Source organism: Imperialibacter sp. EC-SDR9 (genome assembly GCF_902498805.1).
GTDB lineage: Bacteria > Bacteroidota > Bacteroidia > Cytophagales > Cyclobacteriaceae > Imperialibacter.
On the sequence record NZ_LR701609.1, the window covers coordinates 1 to 14,905 of the forward strand.

A 14,905-nucleotide genomic window follows, 5' to 3' on the forward strand; every position below is an offset into this window, starting at 1 on the left:
TCTACCCCTATACAAACCCAAAATAGTTGACCAGGGGGGCTTGTTCCCCAATTGGAACCCAAATTCACCATAGAACTCTCTATGACAACTTATTTATCCTAACTTCATATCGTTTAGGACGCTATTGGTCAAAAACAAATCATGTCGCTGAAATATTTGGGAATCATGTGATAAAAAGAAACAAAGAGGAGGGCAGCTTTGACGCATCACGCTTCCTCTATTTTTTTACCTTGCCCATCAAAACTAATTTTAACTGGAATCGTTAGTTACATGTATATACATATAATTAACTGAAAGGAACACATATGTCAGCCATTATCAAAATAAAACCGCTGGGCTTCCCCTGGGAAACCCAGGATCCCTTCCTCTTCTGTGTGCACCACGCCGATGCCTATCCTAAGGGCAACGACCACATGGGCCCCGATGCTTCCCTGGCTGGAAGAGCCATTGGCAACGACTTCACCATCAAAGACGGCTGGAGAATGTACCACGGCTCCAAGGTGCCCGGTTTCCCGGCCCACCCTCACCGTGGCTTCGAAACAGTGACCATTGCCACCAAAGGCCTGATCGACCACTCTGATTCTCTCGGTGCCGCCGCTCGCTTCGGCAATGGCGACGTGCAGTGGATGACAGCCGGCAAAGGCGTGCAGCACTCGGAAATGTTTCCGCTGCTAAGCAAGGAGAACGGCAATCCGCTGGAGCTGTTCCAGATCTGGCTCAACCTGCCCCAGAAGCACAAGCTGGTGCCTCCCCACTTTGGCATGCTTTGGAATGAAACCATTCCCCGGGAAGTGGTAAAAGACGCCAATGGCAAGGCCACCGAGGTAATGGTCGTGGCCGGTAAGCTGGGCGACAAGACCGCTCCAACGCCCCCACCCCACTCCTGGGCCAACGAAGCCGACCATGACGTTGCCATCTGGACGATCAAAATGGAGCCGGGCGCTACGTTTACGCTGCCTAAAGCTTCGAAGGGAGCCAAAAGGTCGATCTACTTCTACAAAGGGGAGCTGCTACAGGTGGAAGACCAAAGCATCAATGCCTACAAGGCTGTGGAGCTGCATGCCGACCAGGAAGCAGTATTAGTGAATGGCAAAGAGCCAGGCTTTATCCTGATGCTACAGGGCAAACCGATTGGGGAGCCAGTGGCACAGTACGGCCCGTTTGTGATGAACAACCAGGCTGAGATACAGCAGGCGATGCAGGAGTACCAGCGTACGCAGTTTGGCGGCTGGCCCTGGCCCAACCACGAGCATGTGCATGCGAGAGAAAAAGGCAGGTTCGCCATCCACGCTGATGGGAAGGTAGAGGAGAAAGGGTAATCAGTAAAGAGGTCGCTCTGGCCATCCAGCAAGAGCGCCCTCTTTACTTTTTGTTCTTGCTAACCGCACCGTGGTCTGTCCCCCGACAGATGGGAATAATGAAGTGTGCTGTCAGGGGACAGCACACGGGTACGGGAGTATCAGCGCACGCAGTTTGGCGGCTGGCCGTGGCCCAACCACGAGCACGTGCATGCGAGAGAAAAAGGCAGGTTCGCTATCCACGCCGATGGGAAGGTAGAGGAGAAAGGGTAACGAGTAAAGAGGTCGTTCTATCCGCCAGCACAAGAGCGCCCTCTTTACTTTTTAACAAACCCTTTCTTTACCGCACCCTGGTCTGTCCCCCGACAGACGGGAATAATGAAGTGTGCTGTCAGGGGACAGCCCATGGCTGCCGAGTAATCCCAAAGCACCAAACCCCCGACCCACCGGTTATTGCGAGGCACAAACTCAATCACTTATTGTGCTACATTATTGATTTGCCGTGGCAATCTGCCGCTTGGGGAATCGTACCTTACCTGGCAGATTGCCCGTGACGGGGAAACACAGCTGCCGTCACGAGATTTCACACACAATGATCAAATATTGAGGCAGCTTCGTAATTACCGGTAAGGGGGCAGCGGAGGGCATCGCCATCAAATCGTTCAGGTGTGGTGTCTTCACCCGCCGATTGCCGCCACAAATACCCTCTTCCCCTGATACGATTTGCCACACGGCACTGATACCCCCGACCGATGCTACGCAAGATATTTGTGCAAAAAAAACCTATGCGCAAATTAGCACTTACCCTATTCGTAGTTGTCGTCACGCTGAGCCAACTCAAAGCACAGAGTTATTCTTACACCGTTCTTGAAAACAACCCTGAAAAGGCTTACACCAAGTTCATAGCGCCAGAATTTGGCTCAGAGTATTCCGGAGCTAACATAAGCATACTGGTCGGTGCCAATGCCCGCATGGGTATTTCTGATAAACTAACTTTTGAAGGCGATGCCCAATTGGATGTCTACCAGTTGAATGGTAAAGGCCTGGGCTATCACCTGGAAGGCGGCGTTTTCCTTCCCCTGAAAACAAAGACCAAAATCAAAGACGTGCCGGTGATCCTGAGCTACAACCCCTACGCAGGCACCAAATACGAGAACGGCAAAAGCTACAACATAGAGGAAACCAAATACCTCAACATTCCGAATATGGACTACAAAGACCAGTACGGCGTAAGGGGTGGTATCTACACCCGTGGAATGAGTGTTGAAAGCGATGGTATCAGAGCGGCTGCGGCAGTAGGAAACCTGTCTCTTGTGGGCCCCTACATTGGGGTTCAAAAAACGTCGCAGGCTTATGTGAAAACAAAAATCAACGATGACGTTGACAGAATTGGCGCTGGCTTTGGCCGGTACTTCATAGATGTGATGCTCTTTCCGGTAAGAAGCTTAAGCGACGAGGCTATCGCACCCGAACTAAAGAAAGACAAATTTGTTGGCTGGCGTGGCGGCTTTCAGTGGTACCTCGATCCGCATGATGGTGACTATAAGCGCCTGATGAACAGCGTGTTTACAGCAGAAATAGGCTCCAGGCCCTACACGGGCTTCTACCTGAACTTCACATGGGGCTTTGCCTTCATGAATCAGCGATAGCGAAGCGCTTGAAAGCTTTCGGCCGGCACAAGCCAGCCGAAAGCTTTTCACACACACCAAATTTTACTTTTTACCGAACAGGTACTTATTCAGCAGCTCTTTCCCTTTTTTGATTTCCGCTCGACCGCTCGACTCAATGCCATACCAGCCACTGTAGCCCGATTCCTTGGCCATGTTGATCATTTTGGCTGTCAGCTCCTCCGTTGGCTGGTTGCGGTAGCTCATGCCGTGCGCATAAGGCAGCGTCTTCTCCAGGTAGCTTACATTGTCAAAGTCATCCATCGGGCGGCGCCAGTCGGGGTACGTGCCAAAGTACAGGTTGTTGACCTCCTGCATCAGCCTCACCATCCAGTCGCCGTCGTTCGACACGCCACCATGATTTTCGATCACCACCTTGATACCGGCTTCCATGGCATACTCCAGCAGCATATTGTACGATTCCACTGCCCATTTAAGCGCTTCGTCTTTGTTGGCTCCCTCTGGCCCTCTGCAGTTGGTGCGAATGGCATGACAGCCGAGATACTGGGCGATGTCGATCCACTTGCGGTGATTGATCACAAACTGCTTACGGCCCTCTTTGGTATCGGAGGCTCCGTCGCCTTCGGCATCCACCATAATGAGCACATTTTTTACACCGTGGTCGGCGGCATTCTTGTTAAGCTGTTTCAGGTAGTTTTCGTGAGGCACTTCCATGAGCGTGTTCACATATTCTATCCCGTTAAGACCAAAGTCTTCCCTGGCCACTTTGGCAAAATCGACGGTCTTCCATTTTCCTTCTCTGACCTCATCCACCAGCGACCACTGTGCAAGCGAAATGTCATCTTTCATAATGATAGGGGTTGACGTTTTCGTTTTGGAGGCCGCAAAGGCAGCAGGCCCCACCAGGGAGGCAGCCCCAACAGCCGCTGTCTTTCCCATAAATTCTCTTCTGTTCATGTTGTAGGTGTTTAATTCTTCTTTTGGTTAGTCTTGTCGGTGCAGGTCGTGCCACCAACAAGTTGTGGGCACGACGTCAGCCATCCTTTTGCTATAACTCCCATCCTTTCCGGTACTCCCTTCTCAGGAACTTGTTCGCTTCGGCATCATTCGTAATTTCCATCTTCGCCGAGTCATACACCACCCGTTTGCCTGCTCGAAGGGCCACAGCCCCAAGGTTGATCGTTTCAGAAATAGCCCCTGCATAAAGGAAGCTTCCGGGCGACTGCGTTTTGCTCTGAAAAGCATCAATCCAAACATCGTCGCCTCTCACTGTGGTCTCTTCCGGTGCTGGCTTCCCTACCAGGTAGCTTTTCATCCTTGCTTCGGGCAGCAGTACTGGGTTCTCACACCTGAACTCCGCCAAAATCTTTCCCTTATCACCCACGAACATCATACCCTCCTGAGGCATGTCTTTGCCATCCACCTCAAGCTCCTCAGGTGTCGGGGGTTTCATACCACCGTCGTACCAGAAAAGGTCGAAGGCAGGGAGCGCTTCCTGTTTGGCAAACTTGAACCGAACGATGCTGGAATAGGGGAATGCGACGTCGTTTACCACCGCTTTGCTTACCCCATCCACAGTTGTTCTGGTAGTAGTGCCATAGGCTTCCGCACTGTAGGCGGGTGTCTTCACTCCCAGTGTCAGAAACAGCGGCCACAGGCTATAATGCCCCATATCGGCTATGCTGCCTCCACCGAAATCGTACCAGCCCCGGAACACACAATGTGTGTAGTTTTGGTGATAAGGGCGGTCAGGCACGGGGCCGAGCCACAGGTCCCAGTTGAAGCCATCGGGCACAGGCTGCGTCTCCGTAGGGTTTTGCGTCCATTGCTGCCACACCGGGCGGTACGACCAGTTGTGAATTTCTTTCAGGTTGCCAATGGCCCCTTCATCAATCCATTTTTTCACCAGATCATTACCACTTCGCTTGCTCCAGGCCAGCAGGTGGGTGCTTGTGCCGGTTTTCCTGGCTGTGTCTATCGTCAATTTGGTTTCGTACATCCTGTTGGCAATGGGCTTATGAATCACCACATGCTTGCCTTTTTTCATGGCTGCTATCGACACGGTGGCGTGCAGATGATCGGGCGTCATCACCTTCACCGCATCAATGTCTGTTTCCTTTTCAAGCAGCTCCCGGAAGTCTTCATAAGACTGGCAGCCTTTGTACTTTCCGGATGGCTTGTTCTTAGCGTAGTATCTCGTTACAAAATCGTGACCTACATCCCTTCCGCCCATAATCCCATTGAAGTTGGCACCCCATGAGTCGTCGCCCAGCGCCTTTCGGATGCTATTCCTTATGCCGTAGGGTGACCAGTCGATGTAATTGGTGCTTAGCTTATTGGGATCGCAAACGGAGGTGATCTGTAGCTTGGGGTTGGCAATAAGGCCAACCATTTCCCGCATGCCCTGGGTGCCGCAGCCAATGTAGGCCAGGTTGAGTTTGTCGCTGGGAGCAACATAGCCTGTGCCGCCCACAACGTGCCTCGGAACAATGGTAAATGCCATCGACGCCAAAGCAGCAGATCCAACGAACTCCCGCCGGTTGATTTTTCTTGCTGGTGCCATAGTTTAAGTAGTTTGAGCGTTCTATAGTTTTTCCAATACATGGAACGTACTATAAGTTACTACCTGGCTATGAAGATCACAAAGCAAAAGTGTTGAATGGGGAAATTGTTGGCGGAAACATCGGTATACCGAGTCGTCGCTGGCAAGAGGCTAGGCTAGCTGCACCTCATGATACTCCAGTGCCCACTCCAAGCATGAGCCTCACCCTGTTGGGCACGATCTTGTACATGATTAGCTGGGGATTATCAACGCTGCCCAGGTAGTGCTGCAACAGGCGGTTGCCGTTCCAGATGTCTTCCAGCAAGGCCCTGTCAATCACCTCTTTTTACATTTGAGTGACACAGCGCTATTGTGTATTTAAATGCATTGAGTCTTTGACTCTTTCCACCAAAGAAGCTACGAAAGATCTGTCACAGTTTGATATAAACCGAGTCGGAGACTCCCCGCTATTACCTATCCTGGAGCCCTTTGAAACCCCAGGGAAAGTTGGTGGAAAACGACCCGATTGACTTATCTATCGTTTGAGATGCCGGATGAATTTATTTGTAAATTGGCCCGACAGTAAACGGTTAATTATTAATTTCACCTTGCAGGGCAGGCACGAAAAACTATTAATCAAAATTCTACGTGGAACTTCCGATAAAAATATCGGGTTTGAGGAATTCAGAAAATTGCTCCTGCACTTAGGGTTTGAAGAAAGAATAAAGGGAAGCCTCACATTCTGTGGAAAGATGGTATTAGCGAAATCTTGAATATTCAAGAAACTTCGGGCAAAGCCAAACCATACCAGGTTAAGCAAGTAAGGAATATCATTGTGAAATATCAGATTAACTTGAGAGAGAATGAATAATAAACCCAGGTACGAAATAATTATTTACTGGAGCAAAGAAGACGATGCATTTGTCGCTGAGGTACCAGAACTGGCTGGGTGTGCCGCAGATGGAGAAACATATCAGGCGGCCTTGGCAAATGTCGAAGTGGTGATAGAGGAATGGATAGAAACTGCCGTTGCGAACGGACGAAATATACCAACTCCCAAAGGAAAGCTGATGTTCGCTTAAGCAGGCTATTCTAATTTTAAAGCACTTCTTAACGCTATGTATAGCGGTTCAACGACTTACGTTAGCGGCACCTCATGATACTCCAGTGCCCACTCCAGCATGAACCTCACCCTGTTGGGCACGATCTTGTACACGATTAGCTGGGGATTATCAACGCTGCCCAGGTAGTGCTGCAACAGGCGGTTGCTGTTCCAGATGTCTTCCAGCAAGGCCCTTTCATTGACCACCTCTGCCACGCCCGTAATGCGCACCTGGTTGTGCTCTTCGTCTACATAGCAAAGCTCTACTTTTGGATTGGCAGCAATCTCCGCTGTTTTCCCGTAGCTCTTCAGGTTGGCCACATACACCGTAAAACCGTCTGTGCGCACCGGCGACACGGGCCGCACCCTGGGCTGACCGTTGTCGATGGTAGCCAGCACAGGGAACTTCACTTTTTTCACAAGCTCGGCTGCAAGCTGTGGTACTTTGGCAGGGTCGATAGGTTCTGGAGTAGGCTTCGGCATAGTTCTCTTTTCTTATTGAGCTAAAATTAACTGTTTCCTTTGAAAAACAGCAGGATAAAAACCATCCCACTGTTGGTTAAATTACGTCTCCTGAATACCTTCGTTCATGCGTCTTCTTTACCTTTTCCTGGCCCTGGCAGCCATAGTGCTGATCTCCTTCTTCATCTGGGGCGATCCGCTCATGGAGACTTTCTCTATGGAAGGCTCGGTTAACTGGCTGAGTCAGTATGGCAGCTGGGCCTGGGCCATGGGCATTGTGCTGCTGATGGGCGACCTGTTATTACCGCTCCCAGCCACGCTTGTCATGTCTGCGTTGGGCTATATTTATGGGCCTGTCGTTGGGGGACTTATCAGCGCAGCAGGTTCTTTTATCACTAGCTCCTTCGGTTACTGGCTGTGCCGACTCATGGGCGAGAAAGCTGCCATCAAGCTGCTGGGTGAAAAGGACTATGAAAAGGGCAAAAAGCTTTCCGGCAAAATAGGGGGCTGGGTAGTGGTGCTTTCCCGCTGGCTGCCGGTATTTCCTGAGGTGATTTCGTGCATGGCTGGCATGGTGCGCATGAACGCTACACACTTTCACCTGGCGCTGGCCAGTAGTGCCATACCCATGGGGTTTGTTTTTGCCTTTATCGGAAGTGCGGGGACAGAGAATCCTACCATTGCAGTGATATTAAGCGCAGGGCTGCCTCCGCTGATTTGGCTTGCCATCAGGCCGATTTTTAAGGCAAGGCTTACAGCGTAAGCCCCGCCTTCATACATTAACGTGAGTTCGATATAAGAATGTAACAAAACATCACCGAGGGGCGTCATTGCGGAAATTTTCTTCAGATATTTTTCTTATCTGAAGAAAATTATCCGTTCCACGTCGGCGCAATCTCCGCCTCAAGACATATGAGATTCCGGGCTGCCCGCCTGGGATAAATATTGGCCTATTTTGATTTTAGGCCAATATTTTCCGGAATGACGACATTCTTATATCGAACTCACGTTACATTAGCAATTAAAGTCGCTTTACGCTGGGTTTCAAATCCGTCAGGTCGGCAATCTTGATCTTCTTATTGCCTTGTTCAATGCTTTTTCGGGCTGCCACACCAATCAGCACCGCCATAGCGCCATCCCGGCTACCGGCCGCATGGCGTAGCGGATCAGGCGCATTGGGGTCCTTAAAAATTCTGTCCTGCAGTCGGCTATCACCTCCCCCATGGCCAGCTCGCACTCTCGGCACTTTGATCTGCTGGTAGTCGGCAAAATTCTTCATCACCATCATCTGATCAAACTCCTCAGCTTCTTCCTTTTTGCCTTGCGTCATTTCCAGCTCATGGCGGTTGGCCTGATCTACCTCATCCTTCCCCTGCTGCCATGGAATGTCCTCCCAGCTATCCAGCCTGCCTTCCATGCCATTGAATGCCACTCTCCAGCCTTCGTAAGGCGAATACGTAGTCAACGAGTAGTTCACTACCACCCCATTGGCATATTTGATCTGGGCACTCATTTTATCATAGATATTGATATCGTCTTTCCATACGCAGCCGTCTCTCAGGTAACCATCATATTTTTCATTGTCGGCGTACAGGCTCATCAGGTTTTTACTTTTGGTCATGTCCCAGTAAAACTTGCAGTTGCTTTTGTGCGGGCACGGCCGACAGTTGGTGTGCTTGAATTCAGTATGGTTATTGCCGTAGTGCTCCAACTCGCCAAACGCTACCACTTCAATAGGATCAGAGTCTATCCACCAGTTGAGCAGGTCAAAGTGGTGGCTGGCCTTGTGCACCCAAAGGCTACCGCTGTTCTCAACCAACCGGTGCCAGCGACGGAAGTAATCCGCCCCGTGATACACGTTCAGGTACCAGTGAAAATCTACAGAGGTGAGTTTACCGGCTACATTGTCTGCCAGTTGCTGTTTGATGGCGGTGGCCAAAGTAGAGTACCTGTAGTTAAAGCCCACAATCACCTTTTTGCCCGACTTGCGCTCGGCATCCAGTATCGCCTGGCATTTCACATCATCGGTCGTCATGGGCTTTTCCGTCAGCACGTTATAGCCTTTATTCAGCGATTTGATAACAAACTCATGGTGCGTAGAATCCATGGTGGTAACAATCACCAGATCGGGCTTTGTTTTGTCAAGCATGTCGTCGAAGTTGTCGAACATCTTGGCATTTGGTGCAAATTCGTTTTTGGCCAGGTCCATCCGTCCTTTGTTCACGTCATGCAGCCCAACAAACTCAAGGTCGTCGCCATAGCTGCTCACAACCCTTTTTCCCCAAAAGCCAATTCCCCTTGACCCTGTACCCACCATGACAACTTTTCTTTTTGCCCTTTTGGCGAAAGCATTCATGGGATTCACAAGCATGGAGCCCGCAACAGCCGCTCCGGTAGTAGCTACAAATGATCTTCTCTGCATATCTGTTTAAATAGGTTTCAATCAAGATACCCATTTGTCCCGGGAATTCGAAGCATTTCTTGCAAATAGCCAAATGGTTGACGTGAACGGTGGCTCATGCTTTCAAATTTGGCTATATTGTGTAATGAAAAAAATGCACCTGACCTTCCTGGCTGTCGTCTGTTTCGCCTTCAGTTGCCAGCAACCTGAAAAGTCCTCTACTCCCTACGAAGCTGCCATTGCTGAAAGTAGTCGCATGATAGATTCGCTAATGACTGCTGAGAAAGTGCCTGGCATCGACGCAGCTATTGCCATCAACGGGGAGATTGTCTGGTCACAGGGCTTTGGCTATGCCGATCTGGAGCACCAAGTTCCCGTCAAAGCAGGTTACACACTTTTCAGGATAGGTAGTGTTTCAAAGCCAATAGCCGCATCCGCCGCTGCATGGCTGATGGATGAAGGTAAACTTGACCTCACACAACCTGTTCAAACTTACGTACCCAGTTTCCCTGCAAAGAGGTATCCCGTAACCGTGAAGCAAGTGGGCGGCCATATTGCAGGCATCAGGCACTACAGGGGAAATGAAATGCTAAATAGCAGCTATTACTCATCGGTTTCGGAGGGGCTCAATATCTTTAAAGACGACACGCTATTATTTGCGCCCGGCACCCAGTATTCTTATTCGAGCTATGGCTTCAACCTTCTGAGTGCCGTGGTAGAAGGCGCCAGTGGGGAAGATTTTCTACCTTTTGTGCAAAAGAATGTGTTTGACGCCCTGCACATGGATCGTACTACACCAGATGTCAACCATGACATCATCCAGGGGCGCACCTCTTTCTACGACCTCGACAGTCTGGGAAGCATCGTGAACGCAACTTATGTTGACAACAGCTACAAATGGGCTGGCGGCGGATTTATTTCCTGCACCACCGACCTGATAAAATTTGGTGAAGCCTACAGAACAGGAACTTTCCTGAGCGATAGCAGTCGTTCCATTTTGCTCACCTCTCAAGTGCTGGCAGACGGCAACCCAACTGGTTACGGGGTTGGTTGGGGTGTTTGGGAAAAGAACGGCAGAAAGGGCTTTGGCCACACCGGCGGCTCGGTGGGAGGAATAACAGATTTCCGGGTCTACCCCAAAGAAGGCTTGATCCTCGTGCTTTTATCAAACTCTTCTGTTACAAAGTATGGAAATGTGGGTGACCGGATCGTCGAGCTTTTTCTCGCCGGTGACAAATAATGATGATATGTCGAAGGCTGTAAAAGAAGAAAAGCCTCCTGAAGATCAAGAGGCTTTCTTTACTGTTAAACAGGTGTATGAATAAATTTGTGTTATGTAAAGGTATATACGTGACATACCCATTAAGTAACCACCTCCCCCAGAAAATAATTTACTTTTTTTCATTTTATTTTAAAACCTGATATTTGAGCATGGTAAAAGTACTTTTTGTGTGCCTGGGAAATATTTGCCGGTCACCTATGGCGGAAGCAATTTTCAACAGGCAGCTCAAAGAGCGGGGGCTGTCCGACCAGATAGCGTCCGATTCAGCTGGAACTTCACGGTACCACATCGGGGCCGACCCCGATCCACGTACCATCGACTGTTCCATCACCAACAATACCCCCATTGACCACAAAGCCAGGCAGGTTCGTATTGAAGACTTTCACGAGTTTGATTATGTCCTCGCTATGGATCAAAACAACTACAGAGACATTGCGTCGGTTTTCAAAAAGGAGCATCCACACTTTCACTTGATGCGAGAGTTCGATGAGCGACGAGACAGCCTCGATGTGCCCGATCCCTACTTCGGAGGCATGGACGGCTTTCAGCAAGTGTACGACATGCTGTGGCGGGCAAGCGACAAACTGATTGACAGCATTGCCAGGGAAAATAACCTCTAAATGTTTGATGAGCATTTTAAATCGTTCTTCGAAAAGGTCATCTTCCAAAGTACGGGTGTAGAAACAGAAGAGATCGATTTTAGCTTTGTGGCCGGTGGCTGCATCAACAACACAGTCAAATTAAGCTGCAAGGCAGGTGTGTTCTTTCTGAAATGGAACGAAAGCGCACCAGCAGGCATGTTCGAAGCAGAAGCCAAAGGGCTGAAGCTCTTGCAAGACACAGGAGCCGTGGGGGTGCCGGAAATAATCAACAGGGGTAACATTGAAGGGAAAGATTATTTATTACTCGAATTCCTGGAGCCGGGCAGGCGGGCTGCCAACCAGGCGGAAACACTTGGAAGGGAACTGGCCGCCCTTCACCAAAACTCCTCCACCAGCTTTGGCCTCGATCACGACAATTACATTGGCCGACTCCCTCAAAAAAATGAAACGAGACCATCGTGGATCGATTTCTTTATCGAGTGTCGGTTGAAACCACAGGTGGGTCTGGCTGCTTACAATGGCCTCATCGCAAACGATACGGTGTTGCGATTTGAAGCCTTCTACGCTAAGCTGCCCGCTCTTTTTCCTGAAGAGCGCCCTTCCCTGCTCCATGGCGACCTTTGGAGTGGCAATGTGCACATAGGGCCCGGCGGACATGTCTGGCTCATTGACCCTGCAGTTTATTTCGGACACCGGGAAATGGATCTGGCCTTTACCCAGCTGTTTGGAGGATTTGATGCCTCCTTCTATTCCGCCTACCACGAATCCTTCCCCCTGCAGCCTGGCTGGAAAGAGAGAATCGATCTCTGTAACCTCTACCCTCTGATGGTGCACGTCAACCTGTTTGGCACCTCCTATCTCGCAGCCGTTGAGCGAACACTTTCCAGGTATATTTAAAATATTTCCAGCAGTTTTCTTGCTGGTGCAATCGATTTAGATGTAGTTTTAGGCCTGTTTTAGACGTTAACCCAAAGTTTAAGCGGATGGTAGACAAAAGCAAATTGGGCCAACCCGTTGGCACAACGCTTGATCGTTTTATTAAAAACAAACAAGACGAATTTTCTTTTGCTACCGGGGAATTATCCCAAATTCTGAGAGACATCGGGCTGGCAGGCAAAATCATCAATAGAGAGATCAGCCGTGCCGGCCTGGTGGACCTGGGAGGCTCAGTCGGTGAGCAGAACATCCAGGGTGAAAATCAACAAAAGCTTGATGTCATTGCCAATATCCGTTTCAAAAGAGCCCTGAGAAACGGCGGCGAGGTGTGTGCCATCGTATCGGAAGAAGACGACGGCATCATCGACCTCAACAATCCGCATGGTCGCTACATTGTGGCCATCGACCCACTCGACGGCTCTTCCAACATTGACGTCAATGTATCCATTGGTACTATTTTTTCCGTTTACCGAAGATTATCGCCTGTAGGCGGCCCTGCCCTGCGGGAGGATGTTCTGCAAAAAGGTGACGACCAGGTGGCTGCAGGCTATCTGCTCTATGGCTCCTCCACCATGCTGGTATACAGCACAGGGCATGGCGTGAATGGATTTACTTATGATCCGTCGCTGGGAGAGTTCTTTCTGTCGCACCCCAACATGAAAACTCCAACCATTGGCAATATTTACTCCATCAACGAAGGGTCGAGTCAGCTTTTCGATCCTGGTGTTCAGCAGTATATTCAGCACTGCAAAGAAAACCAACTCACCGCCCGCTATATCGGCTCATTGGTCGGCGACTTTCACCGAAACATGCTGAAAGGCGGCATTTACATCTACCCGACCACTCCGAAAGCTCCCAATGGGAAATTGAGACTGCTTTACGAATGCAATGCACTGGCCTATATCATTGAGCAAGCAGGCGGAAAAGCCACAGACGGAAAAGGAAAACGAATTCTTGACTTACTACCCAACGAGTTTCACCAGAGAACACCCTTTTTCATCGGATCCAGCGAAATGATGGAAATGGCAGAGTCGTTCAGTCTGGCGACTGCCGATACCTCTCCCTTAGTTTGATTTTCTCCAGCTGCCGATCAACAATGGCAGCGGTAAGATTGGCCGCCACCTGTTCGGGTGCGCTCTCTTCCAGCAAGGATATCAATTTAGGCTCGGGTAGGTCGATCCGGTAGAGGATGTTCAGTAGCTGTTCAAAGGATTGATCAAGCATTCGACGAATGACAGGAGTCAGCACTTCTATAAGCAAACTCCTGGCTTTGTCTTCATCATTGGCTGCGGTGTTCTCAACGCTTTCAGGCACCTCGAAATGCTTGTTCAGCAATTCCAGTGCCCTGTTGGCAAGATCACGCTCGGCCATTACTTGCCTGCGGACTTCTTTTTGGCAGCGGGCTTGGCCTTGGATTTTTCCTCTTTAGGTTGCTTTTCAGCAGCCTTGGCAGCAGGAGTCTTCGTAGCAGCCGCTTCTTTAGGTGCCTTTGCCTTAGCTAGCTTTTCTTCCTTCACCTCTTCTTTGGGCTCGTCGAAAACCTCAGGGGCCACCTCCACCAAAATGCTGTACCAGTTCACCAGCTTCTTAATGTCGGACACGTATACCCTGTCGGCATCGTAAGTGGGCAACACATGCTTCAGAAATGACTTCAGCTCCTCGTTATCAGAGTTTTTGGTTAGACCAGTGTCGCCGGCAAATTCCTTGTGCACCTTGCGCATCACGTCCTCCAACGCCACCGTGCCTTCATTGTCGGTGGTGTAAATAGAAATCTCATGAAGGATAGACACTTTGGAGTTAGCGTTGACTATCAGTTTGGACTTCTTCTCATCTAACGATTCCAGTATGACGCCTGAGCGGGTAGGATTGAGAACTTTGTAAAGTCCGCCTTTGCCAGACACTGTTGCAATTTCTTTAAACTCCATATTTGTCAGTTTGTGGGCGCAATTTTAGATATTTTAATCTCACCATTCAACGCTTAATCACTTTTTTCCATAAAAAGCCCATTGGCTTCTTCTATATAGCCGAGCAATTCTTCCTTGCCCCGCTTGTCTTCAGCAGAAGTTACGAAGGATGGAGGCAGAAAAATCCAATACTTCTTCAATTCCCTCATAAAGGCCGCCACGGAAGATTGGGTATGGTTTTTTGATTGTTTGTCGGCTTTTGTGAACACTATCGACAAAGGTATTTCGTTCTCCCCAGCCCAGTTAAGAAACTCCAGGTCAATTTTTTGCGGAGGGAGCCTCGAATCGATAAGGACAAACAGGTTGCACAGGTTCTTTCTTTCCAGCAGGTATTGCTGGTTCATGATCTCCCACTTGGCTTTTTCAGTCTTGCTAACTTTGGCCCAGCCATACCCTGGCATGTCCATCAGCAGCCACGAATCATTGATCAGAAATTGGTTGAGCAACTGTGTCTTTCCTGGCTTTGAGGATGTTTTAGCCAACTTACTGTGATTGGTCAGCATGTTAATCAACGACGACTTGCCGACATTACTGCGCCCAATGAAAGCATACTCCGGCAGCTCGGATTCGGGGCAGGTATTAACGTTGGCATAGCTTGCCAGAAAAGTGGCTGTATCAATTCGCATTTTTTGAAATTTTGGCAAAGATACAAACCCTGCCGAGAACAAATTTTAAAAACGCAAGGTTT

Annotated in this window: 17 protein-coding genes; 9 read left to right on the forward strand and 8 right to left on the reverse strand. The window is 49.6% G+C overall.

Going from position 1 to position 14,905, the window contains the following annotated elements; all coding sequences use genetic code 11:
* Window positions 1-305 precede the first annotated feature (305 nt).
* The 3 genes from GC130_RS23365 (at window position 306) to GC130_RS23375 (ending at window position 2,947) form a co-directional block, all read left to right on the forward strand.
* Complete coding sequence (locus tag GC130_RS23365) at window positions 306-1,319, forward strand: pirin family protein (RefSeq protein WP_152000789.1); 1,014 nt, start codon at window positions 306-308, stop codon at window positions 1,317-1,319.
* 105 nt (window positions 1,320-1,424) lie between these two features.
* Window positions 1,425-1,571, forward strand: a complete 147-nt coding sequence (locus GC130_RS23370; protein ID WP_317490817.1) for a hypothetical protein — start codon at window positions 1,425-1,427, stop codon at window positions 1,569-1,571.
* Between the two features lie 512 nt (window positions 1,572-2,083).
* Window positions 2,084-2,947, forward strand: a complete 864-nt coding sequence (locus GC130_RS23375; RefSeq protein ID WP_152000790.1) for a hypothetical protein — start codon at window positions 2,084-2,086, stop codon at window positions 2,945-2,947.
* Window positions 2,948-3,010: 63 nt separating this feature from the next.
* On the opposite strand, the gene GC130_RS23380 is transcribed toward GC130_RS23375, so the two are convergent.
* The 3 genes from GC130_RS23380 to GC130_RS28720 all read right to left on the reverse strand — a co-directional run bounded on the left by GC130_RS23380 (window position 3,011) and on the right by GC130_RS28720 (window position 5,808).
* A complete protein-coding gene (locus GC130_RS23380; RefSeq protein WP_152000791.1) occupies window positions 3,011-3,883 on the reverse strand; it encodes a TIM barrel protein in 873 nt (290 codons plus the stop codon).
* A 91-nt stretch (window positions 3,884-3,974) separates the two neighbouring features.
* Window positions 3,975-5,489 (reverse strand): Gfo/Idh/MocA family protein, encoded by a 1,515-nt coding sequence (locus tag GC130_RS23385; protein WP_152000792.1) that lies wholly within the window; start codon window positions 5,487-5,489, stop codon window positions 3,975-3,977.
* A gap of 166 nt (window positions 5,490-5,655) precedes the next feature.
* Window positions 5,656-5,808 carry a hypothetical protein gene (locus tag GC130_RS28720; protein ID WP_193217968.1) on the reverse strand — a complete coding sequence of 51 codons (153 nt, stop codon included), beginning with the start codon at window positions 5,806-5,808 and terminating at the stop codon, window positions 5,656-5,658.
* Between the two features lie 523 nt (window positions 5,809-6,331).
* On the opposite strand from GC130_RS28720, the gene GC130_RS23395 reads away from it, so the two are divergent.
* A complete protein-coding gene (locus GC130_RS23395; protein ID WP_152000793.1) occupies window positions 6,332-6,550 on the forward strand; it encodes a type II toxin-antitoxin system HicB family antitoxin in 219 nt (72 codons plus the stop codon).
* Window positions 6,551-6,606: 56 nt separating this feature from the next.
* Here GC130_RS23395 and GC130_RS23400 read toward each other — a convergent pair whose 3' ends face one another.
* Entirely contained in the window at window positions 6,607-7,053 is a 447-nt protein-coding gene (locus tag GC130_RS23400) for a pyridoxamine 5'-phosphate oxidase family protein (protein WP_152000794.1), read from the reverse strand.
* 106 nt (window positions 7,054-7,159) lie between these two features.
* On the opposite strand from GC130_RS23400, the gene GC130_RS23405 reads away from it, so the two are divergent.
* Window positions 7,160-7,795, forward strand: a complete 636-nt coding sequence (locus GC130_RS23405) for a TVP38/TMEM64 family protein (protein ID WP_152000795.1) — start codon at window positions 7,160-7,162, stop codon at window positions 7,793-7,795.
* Between the two features lie 258 nt (window positions 7,796-8,053).
* Here GC130_RS23405 and GC130_RS23410 read toward each other — a convergent pair whose 3' ends face one another.
* On the reverse strand, window positions 8,054-9,454 hold the full coding sequence (locus GC130_RS23410) for a Gfo/Idh/MocA family protein (RefSeq protein WP_152000796.1): 1,401 nt from the start codon (window positions 9,452-9,454) through the stop codon (window positions 8,054-8,056).
* Window positions 9,455-9,587: 133 nt separating this feature from the next.
* Here GC130_RS23410 and GC130_RS23415 point away from each other — a divergent pair, with 133 nt between their 5' ends.
* The 4 genes from GC130_RS23415 to fbp all read left to right on the forward strand — a co-directional run bounded on the left by GC130_RS23415 (window position 9,588) and on the right by fbp (window position 13,326).
* Window positions 9,588-10,673 carry a serine hydrolase gene (locus GC130_RS23415; protein WP_193217969.1) on the forward strand — a complete coding sequence of 362 codons (1,086 nt, stop codon included), beginning with the start codon at window positions 9,588-9,590 and terminating at the stop codon, window positions 10,671-10,673.
* A gap of 191 nt (window positions 10,674-10,864) precedes the next feature.
* Window positions 10,865-11,335 carry a low molecular weight protein-tyrosine-phosphatase gene (locus GC130_RS23420; protein ID WP_152000798.1) on the forward strand — a complete coding sequence of 157 codons (471 nt, stop codon included), beginning with the start codon at window positions 10,865-10,867 and terminating at the stop codon, window positions 11,333-11,335.
* Entirely contained in the window at window positions 11,336-12,214 is an 879-nt protein-coding gene (locus GC130_RS23425; RefSeq protein WP_152000799.1) for a fructosamine kinase family protein, read from the forward strand.
* 86 nt (window positions 12,215-12,300) lie between these two features.
* Complete coding sequence (gene fbp, locus GC130_RS23430; RefSeq protein ID WP_152000800.1) at window positions 12,301-13,326, forward strand: class 1 fructose-bisphosphatase; 1,026 nt, start codon at window positions 12,301-12,303, stop codon at window positions 13,324-13,326.
* On the opposite strand, the gene GC130_RS23435 is transcribed toward fbp, so the two are convergent.
* Genes GC130_RS23435 through yihA form a run of 3 tightly spaced genes read right to left on the reverse strand, consistent with a single transcriptional unit; the run spans window position 13,289 to window position 14,843 of the window.
* Window positions 13,289-13,624: a hypothetical protein gene (locus GC130_RS23435; RefSeq protein WP_152000801.1), complete on the reverse strand. Its 336-nt coding sequence runs from the start codon at window positions 13,622-13,624 to the stop codon at window positions 13,289-13,291. The genes fbp and GC130_RS23435 overlap by 38 nt on opposite strands.
* Entirely contained in the window at window positions 13,624-14,178 is a 555-nt protein-coding gene (locus GC130_RS23440; RefSeq protein ID WP_152000802.1) for a DUF5606 domain-containing protein, read from the reverse strand. The genes GC130_RS23435 and GC130_RS23440 overlap by 1 nt, the downstream gene beginning before the upstream one ends.
* A gap of 53 nt (window positions 14,179-14,231) precedes the next feature.
* Window positions 14,232-14,843: a ribosome biogenesis GTP-binding protein YihA/YsxC gene (gene yihA / locus GC130_RS23445; protein WP_152000803.1), complete on the reverse strand. Its 612-nt coding sequence runs from the start codon at window positions 14,841-14,843 to the stop codon at window positions 14,232-14,234.
* Window positions 14,844-14,905 lie beyond the last annotated feature (62 nt).

Bases quoted from the DNA above. Each gene is read 5' to 3' on its own strand.
- GC130_RS23385 (WP_152000792.1), bottom strand. From the start codon at position 5,489: ATGGCACCAGCAAGAAAAATCAACCGGCGGGAGTTCGTTGGATCTGCT.
- GC130_RS23380 (WP_152000791.1), bottom strand. From the start codon at position 3,883: ATGAACAGAAGAGAATTTATGGGAAAGACAGCGGCTGTTGGGGCTGCC.
- GC130_RS23440 (WP_152000802.1), bottom strand. From the start codon at position 14,178: ATGGAGTTTAAAGAAATTGCAACAGTGTCTGGCAAAGGCGGACTTTAC.
- GC130_RS23375 (WP_152000790.1), top strand. From the start codon at position 2,084: ATGCGCAAATTAGCACTTACCCTATTCGTAGTTGTCGTCACGCTGAGC.
- GC130_RS23365 (WP_152000789.1), top strand. From the start codon at position 306: ATGTCAGCCATTATCAAAATAAAACCGCTGGGCTTCCCCTGGGAAACC.
- GC130_RS23425 (WP_152000799.1), top strand. From the start codon at position 11,336: ATGTTTGATGAGCATTTTAAATCGTTCTTCGAAAAGGTCATCTTCCAA.
- GC130_RS23405 (WP_152000795.1), top strand. From the start codon at position 7,160: ATGCGTCTTCTTTACCTTTTCCTGGCCCTGGCAGCCATAGTGCTGATC.
- GC130_RS23410 (WP_152000796.1), bottom strand. From the start codon at position 9,454: ATGCAGAGAAGATCATTTGTAGCTACTACCGGAGCGGCTGTTGCGGGC.
- yihA (WP_152000803.1), bottom strand. From the start codon at position 14,843: ATGCGAATTGATACAGCCACTTTTCTGGCAAGCTATGCCAACGTTAAT.
- GC130_RS23400 (WP_152000794.1), bottom strand. From the start codon at position 7,053: ATGCCGAAGCCTACTCCAGAACCTATCGACCCTGCCAAAGTACCACAG.
- GC130_RS23435 (WP_152000801.1), bottom strand. From the start codon at position 13,624: ATGGCCGAGCGTGATCTTGCCAACAGGGCACTGGAATTGCTGAACAAG.
- GC130_RS23420 (WP_152000798.1), top strand. From the start codon at position 10,865: ATGGTAAAAGTACTTTTTGTGTGCCTGGGAAATATTTGCCGGTCACCT.
- GC130_RS23415 (WP_193217969.1), top strand. From the start codon at position 9,588: ATGCACCTGACCTTCCTGGCTGTCGTCTGTTTCGCCTTCAGTTGCCAG.
- fbp (WP_152000800.1), top strand. From the start codon at position 12,301: ATGGTAGACAAAAGCAAATTGGGCCAACCCGTTGGCACAACGCTTGAT.
- GC130_RS23395 (WP_152000793.1), top strand. From the start codon at position 6,332: ATGAATAATAAACCCAGGTACGAAATAATTATTTACTGGAGCAAAGAA.